Genomic DNA, 24,213 nt, shown 5'->3' with positions numbered 1-24,213 from the left:
AGTATATAACAATTGATTTAATGTCGTAAAATAAGTGCTTTAGCTACATTTATAGTGGTACGTTCCAACATCCGATTATAGAATAATGAGCCAGAAACAGTTTCCTAAAGAAAGTAATAAAAAAAGGGGCTAAAAATACCTATGACTAATAGATATTTTTGCCCCCTTGGATAAACAAACGTCTAAAACTTGTAATAAAATCTTGTCTAGAAGTTTGAAATCTCCGTGATTTAAACTGATTTAATCATTAAAATGAGTTGAATTATTTATGTTCCAAACTCACTTACATGAAATGATTACTTAGTTTCACGATGTAAAGTTTTTTTATTATCTCGTGCACAGAACTTATTCATTTCAATTCGTTCAGGATTATTTCTTTTGTTTTTAGTAGAGATGTAATTGCGATCTCCACATTCTGTACAAGCTAATGTCACATTAACGCGCATAGCGGTATCCCTCCTATTCTTTCTTCAAAATACGACTTCATTATCATATCATTTAAAGCAGAAATTGGAAAGTGTTATTTCTCATAAGTCTCATATCGATTTCCTGTAATAAAATAATAAATATGTTCAGCAATTTTGACGACATGATCACCGATTCTTTCTAAATATCTTGCGACTAAATGTGCTTGTCCAGCAACGAAAGGATCGTTATCAATCAAGTATGTTGTATTAATAATTTGCTTATATAAATCATCAATATCAATATCACGTTCAATGATTTCTTTAACTAATTCTAAGTCATTATGACGTGTGGCCTCTTTTAAGTCTTTGAGCATCAACATAGAAAGATGTCCCATAGCTTCGAGCCGCATCATAATATAATGATCTGTAAATTGTGCCCGTGTGCGTATTTTAGCTATATTTGCAGCATTATCGCCCATTCTTTCAAATTCAGAAGCGATTTTAAGTGTTGAAATCATAAATCGTAAATCTTTAGCAATAGGCTGTTGCCGTGTAATTAGCATGACAACTTTCTCATTAATATCAGACTCCAATTTATTAATGTCTTCATCTCTTCTGATAACCTGTCTTGCATGGGTAACGTCTTTATCTGATAAAACTTTTATCGATTGTTGTATCATATCATAAACGTTTAAACCTAATCGACGAACATCTTTAAATAGGTCACTTAACTGGTCTTCATATCTTTTCCTAATGACAGTCATGATTATCCAAAACGTCCAGAAATGTAGTCTTCTGTTTGTTTATCAGAAGGATTTGAGAAGATTTTATCTGTATCGTCGTATTCATTCACATGACCATTTAAGAAAAATGCCGTTTTATCAGAAACACGCGCTGCTTGTTGCATATTATGTGTAACAATAATAATTGAATAATCTTTTTTCAAATCTTGTACGAGTTCTTCCACTCTTAAAGTAGAAATCGGATCAAGTGCAGAAGTTGGCTCATCCATTAAAATAACATCTGGTTCAATAGCAAGGCATCTAGCAATACAGACACGCTGTTGTTGTCCACCAGAAAGACCGTATGCATTTTGGTTAAGGCGGTCTTTTAATTCATCCCAAATTGCTGCACCACGTAACGATTTTTCAACAATTTCATCTAGTATTTTTTTATCTTTTATCCCATGAATTCTTGGGCCGTAAGTGATGTTATCATAAATTGATTTCGGGAACGGATTTGGCTGTTGAAATACCATTCCTACATTTGTACGCAATTTTTCAACAGGATAACGCTTGTCAAAAATGTTTTGATCTCGATAAAATACTTTTCCTGATGTTTTCACAGAGGGTACCAACTCCACCATTCTATTTAATGCTTTTACATAGGTTGATTTTCCTGATCCAGAAGGCCCGATAATGGCAGTAACATTTTTCTCTAAAATATCTAAGTTGATATTTTTTAATGAATGCTGCTCACCATACCATAAATCTAAATTCTGAGTAGAATAAACAATTTGACGATCTGCGTCTTTCAGTACATTGTCCTCTTGTTGTTGTGTTGTAGCAATAAATCTTTTATTTTCATTTTTAACTTTGCTATTACTGTTTACTTTGTTTGTTTCTGACTCTAGTGTATTAAGTTCAGTCATAGTAAAACCTCATTTCAAAACGATTTTAAAATTTTTCTTGTTAATATTTTTTAGAATACTTGTTTCTGATAATGACAGCGATTGTGTTTAATATTAATAAAATGGCTAATAGGACAATTATGGCTGCAGATGAAAGTGATTGAAAATCAAGCCCTGGTTTTCTTGCCCAATCATAAATTTGTAAAGGTAATGTTTGGAAAGAATCTAAAATGCTATTTGGTGTTCTTAACAAAATAGTCGGAATCCCAATTGCGACTAAAGGTGCTGTTTCTCCGATAGCTCTCGAAATTGCTAAAATAACCCCTGTCACAATACCAGGAATCGCTGCTGGCAAAACAACATTTTTAATCGTTTGCCATTTATTTGCTCCTAAACCATAAGAAGCTTCTTTAACTGAATTAGGAACGGCTTTCAAGGCTTCTTGGCTTGCTACGATAATAACGGGCAAGATGAGCAATGCTAATGTTAGTGCAGCAGCAATTACAGAATTACCGAGTTTCAACAAAGCCACAAATATTGTTGCCCCCAATAAACCATATACAATGGAAGGCACAGAAGCTAAGTTAGAAATGTTAACACGGATAAATTTAGTAAAAGCATTGTCTTTAGCATATTCTTCTAAATAAATGGCACTTCCAACACCAAGTACTAAAGCGATAGGAATAAGTGTCATCATGAGCCATAATGTCCCAATGACAGCACCTTTAACCCCCGCTGTATGCGCAGATGATGAAGAGAAATTTGTGAAAAAGTCACCAGTCATGACTGGAAGGCCTTTTCTTAAAATATCGATAATTAAGATAGCTAAAACAATTAAACCGATAAGTGTACATATCAAGAATATCGTTTTAAACACCTTATTCTTTGTCATACGGCCAGAGAGTTTTTTCTCAACCTCAGCTTGATTGATTAAATTCATTTTAATACTCCTCTCTGAAACGTTTTGTAATCATTTGCGAAATAAAATTCATTATTAATGTAAAAATAAATAATGTGAACCCAACTGCATAAATACTGTAGTATAAATCAGAGCCATTTGTTGCATCACCTTGTGAGACTTGGACAATATAAGCCGTCATCGTTTGGATAGAATGTGTTAAAGATAAATCAAACGACGGGCTTGACCCTGCTGCAAGGGATACGATCATTGTTTCACCAATTGCACGAGAAATAGCTAATACAATTGAAGCCATAATTCCTGATGTTGCTGCGGGTAAAATCACTTTGAGTATCATCTCTAATTTTGTTGAACCTAAACCAAGTGCACCTTCTCTTATTTTGTCAGGCACTGATGACATCGCATCTTCACTCATACTTGCAATCATCGGAATAATCATTACACCGACAACGAGACCTGGACTAATTGCATTAAAACTACTAATGCTAGGAAAAATTGCTCTAATCACAGGCGTTACGAATGTCAATGCGAAGAAACCATAGACAATTGTCGGTATACCGGCAAGAACTTCTAATATAGGTTTAATGATTTTACGTGCTCGTTTTGATGCATACTCGCTTAAATAAATAGCTGCACCTATTCCAACTGGAACAGCGAAAATTGTTGCGATTAATGTTATTTTCAGTGTTCCGAGAATAAGTGCCCAAATACCATATTTTGGTGTCGAACTAAATGGATTCCAATCGGTTTCTAAAAAGAATTTAGAGATGGGGACCCGTGTAAAAAAAGTAATCGTTTCAGTCAATAATGTAATGACAATCCCTATTGTTGTTAAAATAGAAATTGCTGCAATCGTAGCCAATATGATTGGCACAATTTTATCACTCAGTGATGAACCAGAATGACTCTTCTTTTGGATCATCTCTCTAATATTGTTTTGCGATTTCATATTACGCGCTCCTTTTCTAAAAAGGGCTGAGACATAATCATTTGATTATGAAACTCAACCCTTTGATACTGTCAATCATGATTACAACTTCAAGGTGGATTTTTGTAATCACTTCCGTAAATGAATATGCATGATTGTCAGAATATAAAACTTATCATATTATGACTGCTTCGATTATTTCTTTTTATCTCCAGTTAATTTATCAAGTTTTTTCATCTGTTCTTCATATTTATTCTTAGGTAATGCGACATAATCAACACCTTTAGATTCTGCTGCTTTACCTTTATCTTCTAATGTGTATTTTAAGAATTCTGCAAATGCATCATTTTTCTTAAGTTTTTCATTATTAGCATAGATGAATAACGGTCTACTTAAAGGATATGAACCATCTTGGATTGTTTTGTGATCAGGTGAAATGGCTTTACCATTTTTATCTTTAATTTTAACTGCTTTTAAATTCTTTTCGTTTTCTTTATAGAAGTTAAATGCGAAGAATCCGATACCATTTGGATTATCTTGAACTGATTTAACAATGACATCTGTATTTTGGTTTTTCTCAGCTTTAATATCTTGTTTGTTCATAACCTCTTCAGAGAAGAAGTCGTATGTTCCGTGAGATTGGTCAGGTGAAAAAGCTTTAATCTCTTTATTTGGATATTTAGAGTTAATATCAGACCATTTTTTAGCTTGGCCAGAATAAATCTTTTTCAAATCATCTAAAGATAATTCTTTTACAAAGTCATTATCTTTGTTAACTGCAATTGTTAAACCGTCTTTTGCAATTTCAAATTCTGTATAATCGATGTTTTTGTCTTTTAATTGATTTTTTTCTTCATCTTTGATTGGTCGTGACGCATTTGAAAAATCAGTTTTGCCAGCAATAAATTGTTTGAATCCATCACCAGTTCCTGAAGTCACGTTTTCAACTGTGATATTTTTATGATCTGAAGAAAAGTTTTCGTTTAATTTTTCAATGATAGGTGCTACAGTTGATGAACCATTACCTTTTACAGAGCCCTCAACATCCGAACCTTTAGAATCATTCCCTTTGCTATCATTACTTTGTCCAGCTCCGCCACACGCACCTAAAATTAATGAAGCGCTGATAACTGTAGTGCCCAATACTTGCCATTTTTTCATTGAAACATCCTCCTAGAATTAGTGGTTATCATATTGTTTACATCTTAAGGATACAAATCATTTATTAACTATGAATGAATGTAATGTAAAGTTTATGTTAATTATGAAATTTTGTAGTGTTTCTTTATGACATACACTGATTTTATCCTTGATTGCGCGTCGTTAAGATTGTACTCACATATTTGCGCTATTAGTCAATCATTTATGTCTAATCACTGAATACAGGTTGTTAGTATGAGATCTAGACAACGCATCACTAAAAATGATGGATATAAAACAGCTCTAAGATGATTGTTTCATCATCTTAGAGCTGTTTTGACTTCGTAACTAATATAAAAGTATTTGAGATTACAAAGCAAGTCTTTATCTTTATTTAAAGTAGTAATTAATAACATCTCGGCCTAAGTCGCCACCATTCAACCATGGTTCAGGAACAGGTTGGTTGGTATAAACGATTGAGAATGCAAGTTTCGGATCATCTTCAGGCGCATAACCAACATAAGTAGAATTAACGCGTGGTTCGCCATCTTGGAAAACTTCGGCTGTACCCGTTTTACCTGCAGAACGAACTTTTGTTTTGCTGAAACTCGCGTAACCTGTACCAGCAACTTTATTAAAGGCCATATCAAATCCGTCTTGAACTTCTTTTATTTCGTCCGGCTTGTTATTGACGCGGTTTAAAACTCTACCATTAATTTTATGTTTGACAGGTCCTAAATCATCATTTTTTGTTGCTTTTCGAATTTCTTTACCAATATGTGGCTGAATTCTAAAACCATTATTTGCAATTGTTGATACATATTGTGATAGCTGTAATGGTGAATAAGTATCATATTGGCCAATTGCGAGATCAAGATAGTTCCCTGGATTATTTTTTAAAGGTTCAATTTGTCCAGTGACTTCATTGGGTAAATCAATACCAGTTTTCACACCTAGACCGACTTGGTTTAAACCTTTTCGTAATTTTTGTCCAGGAATTGTTACATCTGTTGGTAAGGCCATGTTAGGTTGGTACTCAAGGCCAGCCAGTTTTAATGCCGTTTTAAACATAAAAACGTTGGATGAATGCATGAGTGCTTCTTTATCATTGATTAATTTTCTACCATCTTTGTTGAAGTAAGATCGTTTTGTAGAGCCGCCTTTAAAAGTTAAAGGTTCATCAATCATTTGTTCACCAACATGGATGACATTGTTTTGATAGCCAGCTAATAAAGTTGCCCCTTTAACAGATGAACCAACAGCGTATTGCGTCGTGAATGTGCCGATATCAAAATCTGTAAGTGAACCGTCTTTATCAATTTTTTTACCGACCATGGCTAAAATATCACCGTTATTAGGGTCTTGCACAACCATCATTGCCGTATCCATATCTTTAGCGCCTTCTGAACGTAATTTTCTAATTTGTTGTTCTAAATATTCTTCCGCTTTTTGTTGTAACTTAATATCTATCGTTAAGACTAAGTCATCACCGCGAGAACCTTCGTTTACCACTTCCGAATCAATGATGGCTCCAGATTTATCAGTGGTATAGCGCATTTCTTTCTTTTTACCTCTTAAAATATTTTCATATTGTAATTCTAAATAACTTTTACCCACACGGTCATTTCTTGAATAACCTTTAGATAAATATTCATCTGTTAATTCTTTTGGCAGACCTTCTTCAGGAGTTGAAACACTTCCTAATATACCTCTTAATGTTTTTCCATAAGGATATTTACGATCCCAATCCATTTCTGTATTAATACCAGGCAAATTTGAAAGTTTTTGTGATACAGAGGCATACTCTTCATCAGTGACCTTATCATTTTTAATTGTTCTCGGACTTAATGTTGAGCCCTGCATCATCTCTCTATAAATAGCCAACACTTGAAGATCTTTTTTAGATAAAGTGTCTAAATCTTTATCACTGATTTTATGGCGCAATGTGTTATCGTAATCATCTTGAGAAATATCACCGTTCTCATATAATTGTTGTTCTTTTTTCATTAATTTTTTGGCTTGATTAGGATTCTTTTGAATCCAAAAATCTTTTTTATCGCGTTCCGTGATTTTAGAAGTATCCATTTTAATTAATTGAGATAACTTTTTAGCGGTATCCATAATCTCATCTTGATTTGTATTTTTACCTCTAGTATATGTAATTGATTTTTTTGACGCATTATCTACGATGACATTACCATTACGATCTAAAATACGGCCTCTTGGCACAGACTCGTTCACTGTCACATTCTCGCTTTCACGAATCATTTGATTATATTGTGAACCTTGAACAATTTGTAAATAACCTAGCCTTAAGACAATGAGTACGAAAGCAAAAATAATGACTGCGAAAATAAAATTGACGCGCTTGTTCATTCGTAGACGCATCTTTTCATCATTTGTTTTTTCTTTTAATCGTTTTAACAAAACAACCGACCTCTATTCACCATAGTTCTTCTTAAAATAATATATGATAAAAATACATTTGGCTAATGTTTTGTGGTAAAAAGTATAAAAATATAGCAACCCTATCTCCTTATACTTATTTGCCGAAATATAATGTGAATGACGCTGATCTATGTATCGAGGTCCATTCTAAAATAAAAAAAAGAGGTTGATGGCCCATGAGCCTCAACCCCCTTCTATATCGCATATTATTTCGCTGCTTGATATAATTCGTCAACTTTTTCCCAGTTAACAACATTCCAGAAAGAATTGATATAATCTGGGCGTTTATTTTGATATTTAAGGTAATATGCATGTTCCCATACATCTAAGTTTAAAATTGGAGTTTGGCCATTAGTAAGTGGACTATCTTGGTTAGGAGTCGTTACGATTTCTAATTGACCATTATTCACTACTAACCATGCCCAACCTGAACCAAATTGACCTGCAGCTTTATCAGCAAATTCTTTTTTGAATGCATCTAAAGAACCCCATTGTTCTTTAATTTTATCTACAACTTCACCTTTTTCTTCTGAGTTAGGTGAAATAATTTGCCAGAAAAATGAGTGGTTTAAGTGTCCACCACCATTATTACGAACTGCAGTACGTTTATCTTCAGGTACACTGTCTAAATTAGCAATTAAATCTTCAATAGATTTATTTTCTAAATCTGTACCTTCAACTGCTGCGTTTAACTTTGTTACATACGTATTATGATGTTTGTCATGATGTAGCACCATTGTTTCTTTGTCAATGTGTGGTTCTAATGCATCATAGTCATATGGTAATTTTGGTAGTTCAAATGCCATAATTAATCATCCTCCTAAATTTGATTCCATGATAATTGTATCAACATTCATCATCTTGTCACAATTAATATGCTTACAAATTGATGAATATCATTTTGACTACATACTTTATTATAGCGCAATTTCAGCAGATTTAAACATTTTAATCATCAAATTATCTATATATAAAGTTTTTTAAATTGCTTGACACTTTTTATTTGTAAAATGTTATTGAACTAATTAATTGTTATCATGAAACATATTTTCAATGCTCTAATGGTAAATATTCACTTTACAATGTTTATGAAAAATTTATGACATTCTCAATCTAATTGTTTTGAATATGCAGGTGGGCTTATTGTATAATATGAAATAACGTTGAATTAATCGCCTCTTAGAAGTGCATTTTCAAGTTAAAACTATTCATAAAGGAGTTCCTATTATGGCTGAAATTACACATCGTAAAAATACGCGCCCTGTTAAAGTCGGTAATTTAACAATTGGTGGTGCAGATGAAGTTGTTATTCAGAGTATGACAACGACGAAAACTCACGATGTAGAGGCAACAGTGGCTGAAATTAAACGCTTAGAGGAAGCAGGTTGTCAAATTGTACGTGTTGCATGTCCAAACGAAGAAGATGCGTACGCTATTAAAGATATTAAAGCACAAATTAATATCCCTCTTGTAGTAGATATCCATTTTAATTATAAATTAGCATTGATTGCGATTGAAAATGGTGCGGACAAAATCCGTATTAATCCAGGTAATATCGGAAGACGTGAAAAAGTAGAAGCTGTTGTGGAAGCTTGTAAAGAAAAAGGAATCCCAATTCGAATTGGTGTTAATGCGGGTTCTCTTGAAAAACATATTCTAAAAAAATATGGTTACCCTACTGCTGATGGTATGGTAGAAAGTGCATTACATCATATTAAAATTTTAGAGGATTTAGATTTTCATGACATTATCGTGTCAATGAAAGCGAGTGATGTTAATCTCGCAATTGAAGCTTATACAAAGGCTGCACAAGCATTTGATTACCCATTACATCTTGGTATTACAGAAAGTGGTACATTATTTAATGGTACAGTTAAATCTTCTGCTGGTTTAGGCGCAATTTTATCTCTTGGTATTGGTAACACAATGAGAATTTCACTTTCAGCAGATCCAGTTGAAGAAGTTAAAGTTGCTAAGTCTTTATTAAAATCTTTTGGCTTAGCAAGCAATGCGGCAACTTTGATTGCATGTCCAACTTGTGGTCGTATCGAAATTGATTTAATTTCAATTGCAAATGAAGTAGAAGAATACATTGAGAAACTTCAAGTTCCTTTAAAAGTAGCAGTACTGGGTTGTGCCGTAAACGGTCCAGGTGAAGCGAGAGAAGCAGATATTGGTATTGCCGGCGCTCGTGGAGAAGGCTTGTTATTTATGAAAGGGAAAACAGTGAGAAAAGTACCCGAAGAAACAATGGTGGATGAATTAAAAATGGAAATTGATAAACTTGCTGCTGAATGGGAAGAAAACAAGAAAAAAGAAGCAACTGCAAATCAAAACTAGACATCACGTGTTTACCTTATTTTGCTGAACAAATATCAAAACCCGAACGTCAAAGAAAGCAAACGTTCGGGTTTTTACTATTTTTACAATACATTTCATTTTTTACTAAAGTAAATAGAGATCTCTCTAATTAAACAAGATGGTAGCCTTTTTGCTTACATTTTTCACACATACCGTAAACTTCTAATTTATGCATTTCAATGTCAACATTTGGTAGTTTTGCTTTGATTTCAGACATTGGACAAAAATCAATGACTTTTGTATCTCCGCATACTTTACAAATAAAATGGTGGTGATGATGAGAAGTGCATGCCGCACGAAACTTCATTTCTCCATCCATTTCTGTTCCTTCGATGATGCCTAAAGTTTTAAATAAGTGTAAGTTTCTATAAATTGTATCGAAAGATATACCTGGATAGTGCGCATTCATGTGTTGTTGGATGGTCTTAGCATTGATATATTTATCCTCATTAATAAACAGCTCAATCATATCTCTTCTTTTGTTCGTATATTTATGCCCATTATTTTTCAATATACGAATGGCTTCATTTGTTTTCATTCACATTCACTCCTTTAAATTTTCTGACTACAAAGGACTGATAAAATAGCGTTAACATTAACATGATGACTAAAATAACAACAATAATACCACCAGGTGAGATATTTAAATAAAATGCAGTAACCAGCCCAATAATGACAGAAAACTCACCAATCGTGATACTTAAGAATATAAATTGCTTAAACCCTTTTGTCCAACGCATTGCAATTGCAACAGGAAGTGTAATTAGCGCACTAACAAGCAATACACCAATAACACGCATAGAAGCAGATATCACTAAAGCGACAATAACGATAAATAAAAATTGAATCCACTTTGGTATACCGATAACTTGGCTGTACTCTGTATCAAAAGAGAGTATAAATAGCTCTTTATAAAATAACATGATATATAATAACACTAATACCGTAATTGTAATAATTGTAAACAAATCACTCAGCGATACAGCACTAATAGAACCAAATAAAAGCCCTAAAAGTTCCTGGTTAAAGCCTTTGGCTAAAGATATAAATATCGCACTTAATCCAATACCTGTACTCATAATAATAGGTATAGCGATTTCAGAATAGTTTTTATAAGATGTTCTAAGTTTTTCAATTAACAACGCACCAATAATTGCAAAAATAATACCTGTCCATATCGGATTTATAAATGCAAATACTGATGAGACAGTTAACAAGTACATGCCGAATGATATCCCACCAAGAGTCACGTGACTTAAAGCATCTGCAATTAATGATAAACGTCTTACAACAATAAACGTACCGATTAATGGAGCAATAACCCCTATCAATATACCACTAATAAAAGAATACCTGATAAATTCAAAATTCAATAATGCATCAATCATACACAACAATCCCTATCATGTTTATGGTCTACAAATTTAATGGGGTGGCCATAAATTTTAGAAATTTCAACTTCATCAAGTGATTTGAATTCACTTGTTGCCCCATGGAAGTGCAAATGTTTATTTAAACAAGCCACTTCAGTTGCTGTATCAACAACAACACCAATATCGTGTGTTACTAAAATAATTGTAACGCCTTCTTTTTTGAGGTGATCTAACGTCTCATAAAATTCACCGACATGTTTCGCATCTATACCATTAGTTGGCTCATCTAATACAAGTACAGAAGGTTCAGAGACAAGTGCTCGTGCAATTAATACACGTTGCTGTTGCCCTCCAGATAATTGTGCAATATTTTTATGTTTTAATTGCGATATATTCAATCGATTCAAGACCTGATCTACTTTCTGATCATCAGAGTTGCTAAACCATCTGAAAAGACGCTTTTTACGAGTTAAACCACTCAAAACGACTTCTTTTACAGTAGCTGGAAAACCAGATGTAACAGATGACGCTTTTTGTGAGACATAACTGATTTTATCGGTCGTCAATTTTTTGTGATATGACTCTCCATCAATAAGAATTTCGCCCTTTTGAATTGGCAAAATACCTAAAATTAATTTGAGCAACGTAGACTTACCCGCGCCATTAGGTCCAACAATTGCTAAAAATTCACCTTTATTGATACGAATGTTGATATTTTCTAATACTTTTTTATTGTCATAAAAAAAGTCTATTCCTTTTAATTCAAAGACTGATTGTGGCATCTTTTCACCTCAATTTTCACCATATTGATTTAAAGCATACAATGTAAATAGTAATCTTTCCGACTTCGATTTATTATAACATTAAATACGCGATTTTTATAATGTAAAAATTTAGTACTAATTCATTCGAAATTTAAAGGAGTGAGACTAAAAAATTAGCGCTCACCCCTATTTGTGCAACTTGTATATCTCAAGTGCACTTTTGAATTTAGATAACTGACACAATATGCCAGTTCAAAAAATCATTCTGAGCTATAGATTAAACTGACATAATCTTATTTTTCATTTCAGGATCGAATTTGTTGTTTTTGAAAGCTTCTATTTCATAACGATAAGGAGGTTTTTTATTTTTCTTATCTTCCCCAACGTATGGCGTTTCTAAAATTTTAGGAATATCCTTAAATTGATCATGATGTACGACATAATTGAGTGCATCAAATCCGATATGACCAAAACCAATGTTTTCATGTCGATCTTTATGAGCTGAAATTGGGTTTTTACTATCATTCACATGGACGACTTTAATACGGTCTACCCCTATAATACGGTCAAATTCGTCTAAAACACCATCAAAATCATGAACGACATCATATCCTGCATCGTGAATATGGCATGTATCTAAGCAAACAGAAAGTCGTTCATTGTGTGTAACACCATCAATAATTTGAGCGAGTTCTTCAAAAGTTCGGCCCACCTCTGAACCTTTTCCAGCCATTGTTTCAAGCGCAATTCTAACATCGTTTTGGTTGGTTAAGACTTCATTAAGTCCCTCAATAATTTTTTTAATACCGACTTCAGGACCAGCACCAACATGCGCACCTGGATGTAAGACGATATCTTTGGCTCCAATTGCCTCTGTACGCTCAATTTCATTCTGCAAGAAATTTACACCTAGTTCAAAGACTTCTGGTTTGTTCGTATTAGCAATATTAATAATATAGGGTGCATGTACAACAATATTTGATAAACCATATTTTTCCATTGTTGCTTTACCGTTTTCGATATTAAGATCTTCTATCGCTTTGCGACGTGTATTTTGGGGTGCTCCAGTATAAATCATAAATGTTGAAGCCCCGTATTGATGTGCCTCTTCAGCGGATGCTTGTAACATTTTTTTACCACTCATTGAGACGTGAGAACCTATTAACATAATTATCCTGTCCTTTTTTATCTTTTATTCTTTCTAGCTTGTCGTTTTTTACTTCTGCTAAACTGTCTTTTTTCTTGGCGTTTTATCTGTTCAAGCTCTTGCTTATATTTTTTCTTATACCCTGGTTTAACTTTTTTCTTATTATTACGTTTCACTTTATGTTTTACTTGTTGCGTAATGTGATCATCTTGTTTTTGACGTAGTTTTCTCGTATTGTGAGCTTTGATAGGTTTTAATTCACCATTTTTAATATCTACATTTTCAAACTGATATCCTTTTTGTTCAATTAAATGAATCAGTTCTTCTTCTTCAGGTGTATAAAGTGTAATTGCAATGCCCTTATAATTACCACGTCCCGTTCTGCCAACACGATGTGTAAAGAAGTCAATGTCTTTAGGTACATCAAAATTAATGACGTGACTGACCCCTTCAATGTCGATTCCTCTTGAAGCTAAATCACTTGCAATCACATATTGATAATCTAAGTTTCGGATTCGCTTCATTTGTTGTTTACGTTCGCGTGGAGACAAGCCACCATGAATCATACCAACTTGAATACCCTGTTGCTGTATCTCATTTGCGAGCGCATCCGCACTGTCTCTACTATTACAAAATATAATTGCGAGATATGGATTTAAAAGTTCAATTAGTGAAACAGTTTTATCTATCTTTTGTGCACCTTTTGTAGGAATAAGGAAGAATTCAATACTCTTTTTATTTTTCGATTCACTCTTAACTTCGATAAATTCTGGTTGCTCTAAATATTTATTTAAAAATGGATATAATGTCTTAGGAATTGTTGCACTAAAAACAGCCATTTTTGCTTGTTCATCAAGTTTAGACGCGATTTGATCCACGTCTTCGATGAGACCTAAATCAATCATTAAATCAGCTTCATCTACAACTAAATAGTTTGCTAAATGAACATGTAGCGCACCCGATTTAGCGAGATCGTTTATGCGCGTTGGTGTACCAATCACCAATTGGGGTTGAACCGTAGTCTTTTGTTTGTCTTTTTCAAAATCAGTTCCACCAATAAATAAGCTTACTTTTATATTCTTTTTAAATTGACTAAGGTGTTGCGCAGCTTGGTAAAGTTGCGTTGCTAACTCACGTGTTGGTGCAACGATAATGGCTTGTGGTTCCTCGTATGTGGGATCAATTTGTTGGAATAATGGTAAAAGAAATGCATGAGATTTCCCTGTACCCGTTTGTGATTGACCAATCAGATTTACACGTTTCATTATTTTTGGAATCACACGTTGTTGTATTTCAGTGGGTTGTTTAAAATTTAATGATTTAATTGCTTCAATTAAGTTTGAATCAAAACGAAATTGGTCAAATGGATGATTTGCCATGATTTGGCCTCCTTAAAGATTCGTCTCTATATTATAAATGAAATCATGTTTAATGAAAATAAGCAAAGTGCATGTTTTTAAATATGATTTTTACATTTGTAGTTGTGAGACTAAATCTAGATTTTATTTGTATTTTAATTTTAAAAGTACGGTGTTACTGATATAATGATGTATCGAAGGAGGTTCGTGTATAAAAATGGAAATTATTAAGATTACCCCTCGTGGTTATTGTTATGGTGTTGTCGATGCGATGGTGATTGCTAGAAATGCTTCGCTTGACCCTAATTTACCACGGCCTATCTATATACTTGGTATGATTGTTCATAACAAGCATGTAACGGATGCTTTTGAAACGGATGGTATTATTACATTAGACGGACCAAATCGATTAGAGATTTTAGAACAGATTTCAGAAGGTACTGTTATTTTCACTGCACATGGTGTTTCACCAGAAGTGAAAAAACGTGCTAAAGCTAAGGGGCTAACATGCATTGATGCCACATGCCCAGATGTTGAGAATACACACGCTTTGATTAGAGAGAAAAAGGCAAGTGGCTATCATGTCATATATATTGGTAAAAAAGGTCATCCTGAGCCAGAAGGTGCTGTCGGTGTTGCACCAGATATTGTTTATCTTGTTGAAACGAAAGAAGATGTAGAAGCTTTACCAGATACACTCAATGATTATCCTTTGATTGTAACCAACCAAACAACGATGTCTCAATGGGATGTTTTACATTTAATGGAGGATTTACAAGAGAAGTTCCCACACATTGAACAACATAAAGAGATATGTCAAGCGACGCAAGTGAGACAAGAAGCAGTTGCTGAGCAAGCTGGTGCAGCTGACCTACTAATTGTTGTCGGTGATCCAAAAAGTAATAATTCTAATCGCCTTGCACAAGTTTCTAAAGATATCGCACATACGCAATCTTATCGAATTGCAGACATTTCACAACTTAAACTTGAATGGCTTGAAGGTGTTGAGACTGTAGCTGTTACTGCAGGGGCTTCGACGCCAACGCCAATTGTAAAAGAAGTGATTAACTTCTTGAAAGATTACGATTCAATGAATCCTGAAACTCATACAACTCACTCTAATGTGCCTGTTGAGAAAATTCTACCTAAAATTAAAAAAGCTAAACCTGTTAAAATTATGGAATAACATATAAAAGTCGAAGCAGTTTGATACAATTGCTTCGACTTTTGCTTTAGTAAAAATAGATTTTAATTGACCATTAGCTAACTTTTCAGCTTTTGGTTGTGAATTTTATAAGATTTTTACACTATCTTTTATAAATAATCGTAAGGATCGGTATTGTGTGCGGAGGCTTCAATTTTGAATGAATGTTCCAGTTCTGGCTCTAACCAATTTCTTAACAAATGAACAAGCCCTTCTTTCATTACATATTCACTATAATGGTTAATATCTAATAAATTGATACCTGCTATTTTTGCATCTAATGCATCATGATGTTTAATATCTCCTGTTATAAAAAGGTCCGCACCAGATTGATGTGCTTGCACCTCATTACCCATTCCAGATCCACCAATAATTGCAACGCGTTGAATTGAAGCGTTAATATCTCCAATAAATCTTACACTTGGCATTTGTAAAGCATTTTTAACCTGATTGACGAAGGAATTGACCGTCATTTTATGTTCAAGATTTCCAATCATCCCCAGACCATGATGAGATGTTCGTGTCATTAGAATGACATCATAGACGGGTGTTTCGTACGGGTGGTATTGATGAATTAATGCTTCTGCTAGAGAACGTTGATGAGATTGAACCATAAATTCAATTTTTTGTTCTTGCACCGTCTCAACTCTACCAACTTCACCAATATGAGGATTTGCGTTTTCTAAAGGCTTAAATTGCCCCTTTCCATTTGTATTAAAGAAACAGTACGCATATTCTCCCTCTTGGGCAAGACCATGCTGTGATAAAGTATCTTTAAAAGCCTCAGCATTTTCTTCAGGAATATATATTTGAATTTTATAATAATGCTCTTTTTCTTTGTTAAGAAGTTCAAAATCTTTTAGACCAATCTTTTCAGCAAGCATGGCATTTACGCCTTCAGGATGAACGTCTAAATTGGTATGCAATGCAATTAAATTAATGTTATTTTGAATTAAGCGGTATATAATTGACCCATATGCATCATCATCAATAATTTGTTTGATGCCTTTAAATATAAGAGGATGATGCGCAATGATGGTGTTTATATTCTTTTCTATAGCTTCATCGACAATTTCACCCGTACAATCAAGCGCGGTTAAGATACCTGTAACTTCGCTCTCTTTATTGCCAATTAATAAACCTACATTATCCCATGATTCAGCAGTATGGAATGGGACATTTTTATTTAAAATTTCTAAAAGCTTTTTGAGTTGCATTGTGGTAACACCTCTTTTATGTCACTTTCTAAATTGTTTATCTCGTTCCAACGTTGTTTATGCTTTTCAGGATTGAGATTTTTCTTAATGTCCGATAATGCCTCTAACTCTCTTTCCCACTTTTCAATAAATAAATCATTAGGTGATGGGTGTAAAAATGGACCAAATTTTAAATCTCGTTCAGACAGCTGCATTTTACCGGGATCCGCAACTATGATTTCATAAATATGCGCACGCTCTTTCATTAATGTTTCTGTAGTAATTTGATAGCCATTTTTTTGTAAAAATTCGCGTATAGGCTGACTTTGAATATTAGACTGCAAAACTAATCTCGGTTGATTTTGAATGTATGCGGCACCTTGTTTTAAAATTCGAGCAATCAATGGCCCGCCCATGCCACATATCGCCACGGTATCTATCTTGTCGTTCTCAGTTAGAATAGTTAACCCATCTCCAAGGCGTACATCAATTTTAGATTGATAGCCGTGAAGCTGTACACTTTTAACAGCAGATTGATATGGCCCTTTAATGACTTCTCCTGCAATAGCATGATCTATCAAACCATTTTCAATACAAAACATAGGTAAAAAAGCGTGATCTGAGCCAATATCAGCAAGGACATCACCGGTAACATATTCACTGACCTTTTTTAGTCGTTTATTTATTGGAATGATAGTAATCCCTCCTCTATGTAAAATGCTAAATAAAATGACGTATCAATTAGATGTTGATACAAAAAAAGAGTGGGATAGAAATCTAAACTGAATTTAAATTTCATAGTCCCACCTTAACAAGGCTGACTAAAGCATTAATTCTTTTTAAGTCGTATGAAGCACTTTAGTCGAATTTGAAATAAAGCCTTTATTCATCTATCCCATTGTTATATGTGCTTTTAGTCTTAGTCCATGAAATCTTTCAAACGTTTACTGCGACTTGGGTGTCTAAGTTTACGTAAAGCTTTAGCTTCAATTTGACGAATTCGTTCACGTGTCACACCAAATACTTTACCGACTTCTTCTAATGTACGTGTTCGTCCATCATCAAGACCAAAACGTAAACGAAGTACATTTTCTTCACGGTCTGTTAAAGTATCAAGGACATCTTCTAATTGTTCCTTCAATAATTCATACGCTGCATGATCAGAAGGGCTTTGAGCTTCTTGATCTTCTATGAAATCACCTAAATGGCTGTCATCTTCTTCACCAATAGGTGTCTCTAAAGACACAGGTTCCTGTGCAATTTTTAAAATCTCACGCACTTTTTCAGGAGGTAAATCCATTTCCTCACCAATTTCTTCAGGTGCTGGATCACGACCGAGGTCTTGTAATAATTGACGTTGTACGCGGATTAATTTATTGATTGTCTCTACCATATGAACAGGAATACGAATTGTTCGCGCTTGGTCGGCAATTGCACGTGTAATCGCTTGTCTAATCCACCATGTAGCATACGTAGAAAATTTGAATCCTTTACTAAAATCGAATTTTTCTACCGCTTTGATTAAACCCATATTACCTTCTTGAATTAAGTCAAGAAACAACATGCCACGTCCGACGTAGCGTTTTGCAATACTTACAACAAGACGCAAATTCGCTTCAGCTAAGCGTGCTTTCGCCACTTCGTCACCTTGCTCAATACGTTTCGCTAATTCTATTTCCTCTTGTGCACTCAAAAGATCCACACGACCAATTTCTTTCAAGTACATTCTTACAGGGTCGTTAATTTTAACCCCTGGTGGTGCACTCAGGTCGCCAGGATTTAATTTATCATCTGTATCTGAACTATCTTTTTCATTTACAAGTTGGATGTCATTATCATTAATCATATCGAAAAATTCATCCATTTGGTCAGAATCCATATCAAAGTTTTGTAATTTATCTGCTACCTCTTCATGGCTTAGATGACCTTCTTTTTTACCTTTTTCAATAAGTTGTTTTTTTACATCTTCTAATGTGAGTGTCGGATCAATGGTTTCTTTTTTTATTACTTTTACCTGGTTATCTGACATAAAAAGGCCTCCCGAAATTATTCTTGACTCTTCAATCTAGCTCTATTTTTATTGACAATCATCTCTAAATAGTATTTTTGAGATTCTGTATCCCCGATTCGGGTTGCTTCGCGCAACTTTTCATGGAGTGTTTCAATCGATTCTGAAAATCGATGTTCAGTCATCAACTTAATATAATCAGTGATTTCATTTTCAAACGGTTCACTGTTAAGTGGATAATCTACTAAATGTATCAACACTTCTTTTAATTCTTCCTGATTAACATAAGTGATAAAGTCACTCATCACAAAGGAATCATTATTTGAATAAAACTCCCGTAAAATACTAAATATACGTTTAAAATGTTGATTTGTAAAGTCTGTTTCTTCAATATCTTGATAAAAGCTTAAAAATACTTCTTTATCACTGATAAAATGTTTTAAAAGTGCACGCTCGGCTTTTTCATATTTAGTAAGTGTTGTGTATTGTGGTGTTTCATGCTGAACTTGTCTGGGTGCAACATTTTGTTGTGGATTTATTCGTTCTACTTCTTTATTTAGACTCTCAGCACTTATTTTAAACACTTGGGCAGCATCTTGTATCACTTTATTTCTTAAAATTTTTGAATTGATGTGTGCTGCATCTTCTATAAAAGTTTTATAATATTTCTCATAAGATAAATCGTTGTTTTGTATTTCGCTTTGGTTAAGATGAAGTTTAAAGCTTACAAATGATTTTTTCTCTTTATTAACAAAGTCACGGAACTTTTCTGCACCAAATTTACTTATATACTCATCAGGGTCCATTTTAGTGGGCAATTGAACGACATAAACATTAAATTGTTGCTGTAGCAGCGTTTGACCCGTTTTTAACGCTGCGTTTATCCCAGCATTATCACCATCATACATAATTGTAATATGACCACACAGTTTTTTTAGAAACGTAATATGCTCATTTGATAGTTGTGTACCCATACTGGCAACTACATTTTTTAAGCCCGCGCTATCAGACTTGATGACATCCATAAATCCTTCGAGTAAAATAACTTCATCATTTTGACGGATGCTTTTACGTGCTTTGTCTAAATTATAAAGCATCTTTCTTTTTTGAAATATAGGAGATTCAGGACTATTTAAATATTTAGGTTCTTGACCCGTGTACGTTCTACCCGAATAGCCAACAATACGACCTTGAGCATTGGCAAGTGGAAAAATAATACGATCACGAAAACGGTCATAATAGTTAAATTCTGTTTCATTTCGTGATAATATACCTGCTTCATACGCAAGTTGTAAATCATAGCCCTTTTTTTCCATAAAGTTCGTTGCAAAATGTGATGAATTTGGTGCGAATCCTATCTTACGCTCGTCTATGATTTCATCTGTAAAGCCACGATCATATAAATATTTGAGCGCTTTCTCACCTTCAACGGTTTTTTTCAATAAATAGTGATAATAATCAAGCAATGATTCATGCATTTGAATCATTGTTAAATCATCTGATGCAATGTGCTCTAACTCTTTTGATTCACCGGTATCTACTTTAATATTGACCCGTGCGCCTAATTTTTTAACAGCATCTGTAAATGAAACATTTTCAATTTCTTGGATAAATTGAAACACGTTCCCTCCTTTTTTACATCCAAAGCAGTGGCAAATTTGTTTGTCCTCTGAAACGGTAAAAGAAGGTGTTTTTTCGTCATGAAAAGGACACAAACCGATATAATTGCGCCCCCTCTTTTCAAGTTTGACATATTCGCTCACTACGTCTAATATGTCCGATTGTGTCTTAATTTCGTCAATCGTACTTTGTGGAATTCTCATTTCATCACCTTATATTACAATTTACTGCATCATAATTTTGTGAATGATTAAAAGACAGCTGTATTATTATACAATTTATCCATTAAAAAAGGAATTATTATGCTCAATGATTTGAATAATATTATTGGCAGTTTCCTCAATCGCTTTATTAGAAACATCTAAAACTGGACAGCCTATCTTTTCAACTATTTGATTAAAGTATTCAAGTTCTTCTGTAATACGTTGATCTGTCGCATAACGTGCGGAATCAGATAATCCTAACTGTTTAAGTCTTTCTTTACGAATTGCATTTAATTTTTCAGCACTTATTTTCAACGCAATACACTTCTGCGGATCTATTTCAAATAACGCATCAGGAGGTGTCACTTCAGGGACGATAGGAACATTCATCACTTTGTATCGTTTATGTGCTAAATACTGTGAAATAGGTGTTTTTGAAGTGCGTGATACCCCAATTAAAACAATATCTGCTTTAGGTAACCCTTTAGGGTCTTTGCCATCGTCATATTTAACAGCAAACTCCATAGCCTCTATTTTTTTGAAATAATCTTCGTCAAGCTGATGTACAATTCCGGGTTCGTTTAATGATTTTTGGTTAAATGTTTTTTCCATCACTTGAATCATAGGACCCATAATATCAACAGATTTGAGATCGTATTGCTCTATTAATTCTTGCATATAACTGCGGATATCAGGGCGCACAAGTGTGTATATAATGATAGAATCGACTTCTCTTGCTAAGGCAATGATTTCGTCGATATTTTCTTTTGTTTCTATATAAGGATAGCGTAATATGTCAGATGAGTGATCGCTATGTTTAAATTGAGAAATACATGCTTTAGCTACTAGTTCAGCAGTCTCTCCCACTGAATCTGAAGCAACAATTACTTTTACATTTTTCATAGATTATCCTCCTAATGATCAAATAGCGATACGAATAGTTTAGTGATTGTGGTTTTCGAAATACGACCTGTCACTTCAAACTTGCCATTTTCTTTTGCTCGTACTATAGGTATTGAGTCTATTTCTTTCGTTATCATTTGTCGTGCTGCATACAAGACTAAATCATTCTCATTGAGCAAGACAATATTAGGCATTCTTGTCATAATAATATTGACTGGCATGGTGTGTATGTCTTGCCCTGCCATTGAAGCTCTAAGTAAATCTTTTCTCGAACAAACACCAACGAGTTCATTTTCATTATTAACAATGAATAATGTTCCTACATCTTCAATAAATATCGAGCAAATCGCATCATAAACTGTCACATCGCTTTTTAAAATCACTGGATGTGATTGGTAATCTTTAACGATATATTGTTTTAATTGTTCAGTTAAAAGTTGTGATCCTGACTTACCAGAATAAAAGTAACCGACTCTAGGTCTTGCTTCTAAATATCCAGCCATCGTTAAGATAGCTAAGTCAGGTCTCAGCGTAGCACGAGTTAAATTTAACTGTTCTGCTATCTTTTCACCTGTAATTGGTCCGGAAGACTTAACAATTTCTACAATATGGGCTTGTCTTTGACTAAGTTCTATATGAGTCTCTAACTATTTAAAACCGAAAACGGTTATGCTAATTAAATAGCAGAAGTGCCTCCTTTTTGCATACTAGCACTATATTTTTATCTGTTGGCAAACCAGTAACATTAAATTGTTAATATTGCATCGATTATGGAAAACGATATATTGAAAGTTTATAGAAGTAAAACATAGTCCCTCATATAAACTTTGAGTTGGCATGCAATCAAAATTAGATTGACTTTGCATTTTTAGTACAATATTCATTATAACTTGTATTCGAAAGTGATACAATTATGATTTTACTTGCCTTTCTAATTCGTATAATTTAAAATTAATAATAAAGCGAGTTAAGGATGGTGGAAGCTTAACACACTGATTTGGCGTATGATTTGAATTGAATAAAAGTGAGTGGCGACACTAATTTGGGTGGAACCGCGGATTATTATTATAATTCGTCCCAAGGCAAAGTTGATTCTTTGGCTTGGGGCTTTTTTATTGTTAAGGAGTGTAAACTGAAATGGATAAAAACATGGATACTATTGTACAATTAGCCAAACACAGAGGATTTGTTTTTCCTGGTAGTGAAATTTATGGTGGTTTAGCAAATACTTGGGATTACGGTCCATTAGGTGTTGAATTGAAAAACAATATTAAAAGAGCATGGTGGAAAAAGTTCATTACGCAATCACCTTATAATGTAGGTTTGGATGCTGCTATTTTAATGAACCCTAAAACTTGGGAAGCATCAGGACATTTAGGTAACTTTAATGATCCAATGATCGATAACAAAGACAGTAAAATAAGATATCGTGCTGACAAATTGATTGAAGACTATATGTTAAACGAAAAAGGTGATGAAAACTTTATTGCAGATGGTTTAAGTTTTGATGAGATGAAACGTATTATTGATGAAGAAGGCATCACTTGTCCTGTAAGTGGTACTGCGAATTGGACAGACATTCGACAATTTAATTTAATGTTTAAAACATTCCAAGGTGTTACTGAAGATTCAACAAATGAAATCTTCTTACGACCTGAAACAGCTCAAGGTATTTTTGTAAACTATAAAAACGTACAACGTTCAATGCGTAAAAAACTACCATTTGGTATTGGGCAAATTGGTAAATCTTTCCGTAATGAAATTACACCAGGAAACTTTATTTTCCGTACACGTGAATTTGAACAAATGGAATTAGAATTTTTCTGTAAACCTGGTACAGAAATCGAATGGCAAAACTATTGGAAAGAATTTGCTGCGAATTGGTTAACTAATTTAGGTCTTAACAAAGACAACACACGATTACGTGACCACGATGAAGATGAATTATCTCACTACTCAAATGCTACAACAGATATCGAATATCGTTTCCCGTTCGGTTGGGGCGAATTATGGGGTATTGCTAGTCGTACGGATTACGACTTAAAACAACACAGTGAACACTCTGGAGATGATTTTAGATATCATGATCCAGAAACAAATGAAAAGTATATCCCTTACTGTATTGAACCTTCATTAGGTGCCGATCGTGTAACATTAGCGTTTTTATGTGACGCTTATGATGAAGAAGGTGTTGAAGGAAGTAAAGATGCACGTACAGTATTACACTTCCACCCTGCCATTGCACCATATAAAGCAGCAATTTTACCATTAAGTAAAAAACTTTCTGCAGATGCAATTAAAGTTTATGAACAACTTAGTGAAGATTTTGTAGTAGATTTTGATGGATCTCAATCTATTGGTAAACGTTATCGTCGACAAGATGAAATTGGTACACCTTACTGTATTACATTCGACTTTGATTCACTTGAAGATCAACAAGTAACCGTGCGTGATCGTGATACAATGGAACAAGTTCGTATGCCAATTAGTGAATTAAATGCATTTTTAGCAGAAAAAGTTAAATTTTAAATAAGAAAATGGAGTGGATCACATTGATGTGATTCACTCCCATTTTTATATTGTTAAATTTTTCTTTATGCCTCT

The 24,213-nt window shown here is 33.8% G+C and carries 22 protein-coding genes; 3 read left to right on the top strand and 19 right to left on the bottom strand.

What is annotated here, in order from left to right:
- Positions 1-296: 296 nt before the first annotated feature.
- The 8 genes from rpmG to KM149_RS06165 form a co-directional block, all read right to left on the bottom strand.
- On the bottom strand, positions 297-446 hold the full coding sequence (gene rpmG, locus KM149_RS06200; protein WP_016425180.1) for a 50S ribosomal protein L33: 150 nt from the start codon (positions 444-446) through the stop codon (positions 297-299).
- Between the two features lie 74 nt (positions 447-520).
- On the bottom strand, positions 521-1,171 hold the full coding sequence (gene phoU / locus KM149_RS06195) for a phosphate signaling complex protein PhoU (protein WP_050330807.1): 651 nt from the start codon (positions 1,169-1,171) through the stop codon (positions 521-523).
- Between the two features lie 2 nt (positions 1,172-1,173).
- Complete coding sequence (gene pstB / locus KM149_RS06190; RefSeq protein ID WP_050330806.1) at positions 1,174-2,058, bottom strand: phosphate ABC transporter ATP-binding protein PstB; 885 nt, start codon at positions 2,056-2,058, stop codon at positions 1,174-1,176.
- 40 nt (positions 2,059-2,098) lie between these two features.
- Complete coding sequence (pstA, locus tag KM149_RS06185; RefSeq protein ID WP_050330805.1) at positions 2,099-2,977, bottom strand: phosphate ABC transporter permease PstA; 879 nt, start codon at positions 2,975-2,977, stop codon at positions 2,099-2,101.
- Between the two features lies 1 nt (position 2,978).
- Complete coding sequence (gene pstC / locus KM149_RS06180) at positions 2,979-3,878, bottom strand: phosphate ABC transporter permease subunit PstC (protein ID WP_371317744.1); 900 nt, start codon at positions 3,876-3,878, stop codon at positions 2,979-2,981.
- Positions 3,879-4,079: 201 nt separating this feature from the next.
- Positions 4,080-5,045 (bottom strand): PstS family phosphate ABC transporter substrate-binding protein, encoded by a 966-nt coding sequence (locus tag KM149_RS06175; protein WP_050330803.1) that lies wholly within the window; start codon positions 5,043-5,045, stop codon positions 4,080-4,082.
- A gap of 369 nt (positions 5,046-5,414) precedes the next feature.
- Positions 5,415-7,451 carry a peptidoglycan D,D-transpeptidase FtsI family protein gene (locus KM149_RS06170; RefSeq protein WP_165545507.1) on the bottom strand — a complete coding sequence of 679 codons (2,037 nt, stop codon included), beginning with the start codon at positions 7,449-7,451 and terminating at the stop codon, positions 5,415-5,417.
- 227 nt (positions 7,452-7,678) lie between these two features.
- Positions 7,679-8,278 (bottom strand): superoxide dismutase, encoded by a 600-nt coding sequence (locus tag KM149_RS06165; RefSeq protein WP_050330802.1) that lies wholly within the window; start codon positions 8,276-8,278, stop codon positions 7,679-7,681.
- Positions 8,279-8,708: 430 nt separating this feature from the next.
- Between KM149_RS06165 and ispG the strand changes: the two genes are divergently transcribed.
- Positions 8,709-9,812, top strand: a complete 1,104-nt coding sequence (gene ispG / locus KM149_RS06160) for a flavodoxin-dependent (E)-4-hydroxy-3-methylbut-2-enyl-diphosphate synthase (RefSeq protein WP_171839466.1) — start codon at positions 8,709-8,711, stop codon at positions 9,810-9,812.
- Between the two features lie 130 nt (positions 9,813-9,942).
- Here ispG and KM149_RS06155 read toward each other — a convergent pair whose 3' ends face one another.
- The 5 genes from KM149_RS06155 to KM149_RS06135 form a co-directional block, all read right to left on the bottom strand.
- Positions 9,943-10,371: a Fur family transcriptional regulator gene (locus KM149_RS06155; protein ID WP_050330800.1), complete on the bottom strand. Its 429-nt coding sequence runs from the start codon at positions 10,369-10,371 to the stop codon at positions 9,943-9,945.
- Positions 10,358-11,221, bottom strand: coding sequence for a metal ABC transporter permease (locus tag KM149_RS06150; protein ID WP_050330799.1), 864 nt, complete (start codon positions 11,219-11,221; stop codon positions 10,358-10,360). Before KM149_RS06150 ends, KM149_RS06155 begins: the two co-directional genes overlap by 14 nt.
- Positions 11,218-11,988: a metal ABC transporter ATP-binding protein gene (locus tag KM149_RS06145; RefSeq protein WP_214969929.1), complete on the bottom strand. Its 771-nt coding sequence runs from the start codon at positions 11,986-11,988 to the stop codon at positions 11,218-11,220. Before KM149_RS06145 ends, KM149_RS06150 begins: the two co-directional genes overlap by 4 nt.
- A gap of 259 nt (positions 11,989-12,247) precedes the next feature.
- Positions 12,248-13,138, bottom strand: a complete 891-nt coding sequence (locus KM149_RS06140) for a deoxyribonuclease IV (RefSeq protein ID WP_050330797.1) — start codon at positions 13,136-13,138, stop codon at positions 12,248-12,250.
- Between the two features lie 17 nt (positions 13,139-13,155).
- The gene (locus tag KM149_RS06135; RefSeq protein ID WP_182280251.1) at positions 13,156-14,496 is read right to left on the bottom strand and encodes a DEAD/DEAH box helicase; all 1,341 of its coding nucleotides are present in this window, start codon (positions 14,494-14,496) and stop codon (positions 13,156-13,158) included.
- A gap of 196 nt (positions 14,497-14,692) precedes the next feature.
- Here KM149_RS06135 and KM149_RS06130 point away from each other — a divergent pair, with 196 nt between their 5' ends.
- Positions 14,693-15,661, top strand: coding sequence for a 4-hydroxy-3-methylbut-2-enyl diphosphate reductase (locus tag KM149_RS06130; protein WP_050330795.1), 969 nt, complete (start codon positions 14,693-14,695; stop codon positions 15,659-15,661).
- Between the two features lie 128 nt (positions 15,662-15,789).
- Here the strand turns inward: KM149_RS06130 and KM149_RS06125 are convergent, their stop codons facing one another.
- From KM149_RS06125 to ccpN, 6 genes are all read right to left on the bottom strand, one after another.
- Positions 15,790-16,896 (bottom strand): Nif3-like dinuclear metal center hexameric protein, encoded by a 1,107-nt coding sequence (locus KM149_RS06125; protein WP_214969931.1) that lies wholly within the window; start codon positions 16,894-16,896, stop codon positions 15,790-15,792.
- Positions 16,875-17,570 carry a tRNA (adenine(22)-N(1))-methyltransferase gene (locus KM149_RS06120; RefSeq protein ID WP_165545541.1) on the bottom strand — a complete coding sequence of 232 codons (696 nt, stop codon included), beginning with the start codon at positions 17,568-17,570 and terminating at the stop codon, positions 16,875-16,877. Before KM149_RS06120 ends, KM149_RS06125 begins: the two co-directional genes overlap by 22 nt.
- Positions 17,571-17,794: 224 nt before the next feature.
- Entirely contained in the window at positions 17,795-18,904 is a 1,110-nt protein-coding gene (gene rpoD, locus KM149_RS06115; RefSeq protein ID WP_016425197.1) for an RNA polymerase sigma factor RpoD, read from the bottom strand.
- A gap of 17 nt (positions 18,905-18,921) precedes the next feature.
- Entirely contained in the window at positions 18,922-20,706 is a 1,785-nt protein-coding gene (gene dnaG / locus KM149_RS06110; protein WP_214969933.1) for a DNA primase, read from the bottom strand.
- Positions 20,707-20,781: 75 nt separating this feature from the next.
- Positions 20,782-21,609 carry a pyruvate, water dikinase regulatory protein gene (locus KM149_RS06105; protein ID WP_050330791.1) on the bottom strand — a complete coding sequence of 276 codons (828 nt, stop codon included), beginning with the start codon at positions 21,607-21,609 and terminating at the stop codon, positions 20,782-20,784.
- A gap of 11 nt (positions 21,610-21,620) precedes the next feature.
- On the bottom strand, positions 21,621-22,244 hold the full coding sequence (ccpN, locus tag KM149_RS06100) for a transcriptional regulator CcpN (RefSeq protein ID WP_081635142.1): 624 nt from the start codon (positions 22,242-22,244) through the stop codon (positions 21,621-21,623).
- A gap of 502 nt (positions 22,245-22,746) precedes the next feature.
- Here ccpN and KM149_RS06095 point away from each other — a divergent pair.
- Positions 22,747-24,138, top strand: coding sequence for a glycine--tRNA ligase (locus KM149_RS06095; RefSeq protein WP_241415186.1), 1,392 nt, complete (start codon positions 22,747-22,749; stop codon positions 24,136-24,138).
- The last annotated feature ends 75 nt before the right edge of the window (positions 24,139-24,213 follow it).

Origin of the sequence: Staphylococcus coagulans (genome assembly GCF_022557135.1) — a bacterium.
GTDB lineage: Bacteria > Bacillota > Bacilli > Staphylococcales > Staphylococcaceae > Staphylococcus > Staphylococcus coagulans.
Note: the sequence above shows the minus strand (reverse complement) of the source record. Positions and strands in the feature narration are given on the sequence as shown.

Excerpts from the sequence above, each read along its gene's own strand:
- rpmG (WP_016425180.1), bottom strand. The coding sequence starts at position 446 with ATGCGCGTTAATGTGACATTAGCTTGTACAGAATGTGGAGATCGCAAT.
- phoU (WP_050330807.1), bottom strand. The coding sequence starts at position 1,171 with ATGACTGTCATTAGGAAAAGATATGAAGACCAGTTAAGTGACCTATTT.
- pstB (WP_050330806.1), bottom strand. The coding sequence starts at position 2,058 with ATGACTGAACTTAATACACTAGAGTCAGAAACAAACAAAGTAAACAGT.
- pstA (WP_050330805.1), bottom strand. The coding sequence starts at position 2,977 with ATGAATTTAATCAATCAAGCTGAGGTTGAGAAAAAACTCTCTGGCCGT.
- pstC (WP_371317744.1), bottom strand. The coding sequence starts at position 3,878 with ATGATCCAAAAGAAGAGTCATTCTGGTTCATCACTGAGTGATAAAATT.
- KM149_RS06175 (WP_050330803.1), bottom strand. The coding sequence starts at position 5,045 with ATGAAAAAATGGCAAGTATTGGGCACTACAGTTATCAGCGCTTCATTA.
- KM149_RS06165 (WP_050330802.1), bottom strand. The coding sequence starts at position 8,278 with ATGGCATTTGAACTACCAAAATTACCATATGACTATGATGCATTAGAA.
- KM149_RS06155 (WP_050330800.1), bottom strand. The coding sequence starts at position 10,371 with ATGAAAACAAATGAAGCCATTCGTATATTGAAAAATAATGGGCATAAA.
- KM149_RS06150 (WP_050330799.1), bottom strand. The coding sequence starts at position 11,221 with ATGATTGATGCATTATTGAATTTTGAATTTATCAGGTATTCTTTTATT.
- KM149_RS06145 (WP_214969929.1), bottom strand. The coding sequence starts at position 11,988 with ATGCCACAATCAGTCTTTGAATTAAAAGGAATAGACTTTTTTTATGAC.
- KM149_RS06140 (WP_050330797.1), bottom strand. The coding sequence starts at position 13,138 with ATGTTAATAGGTTCTCACGTCTCAATGAGTGGTAAAAAAATGTTACAA.
- KM149_RS06135 (WP_182280251.1), bottom strand. The coding sequence starts at position 14,496 with ATGGCAAATCATCCATTTGACCAATTTCGTTTTGATTCAAACTTAATT.
- KM149_RS06130 (WP_050330795.1), top strand. The coding sequence starts at position 14,693 with ATGGAAATTATTAAGATTACCCCTCGTGGTTATTGTTATGGTGTTGTC.
- KM149_RS06125 (WP_214969931.1), bottom strand. The coding sequence starts at position 16,896 with ATGCAACTCAAAAAGCTTTTAGAAATTTTAAATAAAAATGTCCCATTC.
- rpoD (WP_016425197.1), bottom strand. The coding sequence starts at position 18,904 with ATGTCAGATAACCAGGTAAAAGTAATAAAAAAAGAAACCATTGATCCG.
- dnaG (WP_214969933.1), bottom strand. The coding sequence starts at position 20,706 with ATGAGAATTCCACAAAGTACGATTGACGAAATTAAGACACAATCGGAC.
- KM149_RS06105 (WP_050330791.1), bottom strand. The coding sequence starts at position 21,609 with ATGAAAAATGTAAAAGTAATTGTTGCTTCAGATTCAGTGGGAGAGACT.
- KM149_RS06095 (WP_241415186.1), top strand. The coding sequence starts at position 22,747 with ATGGATAAAAACATGGATACTATTGTACAATTAGCCAAACACAGAGGA.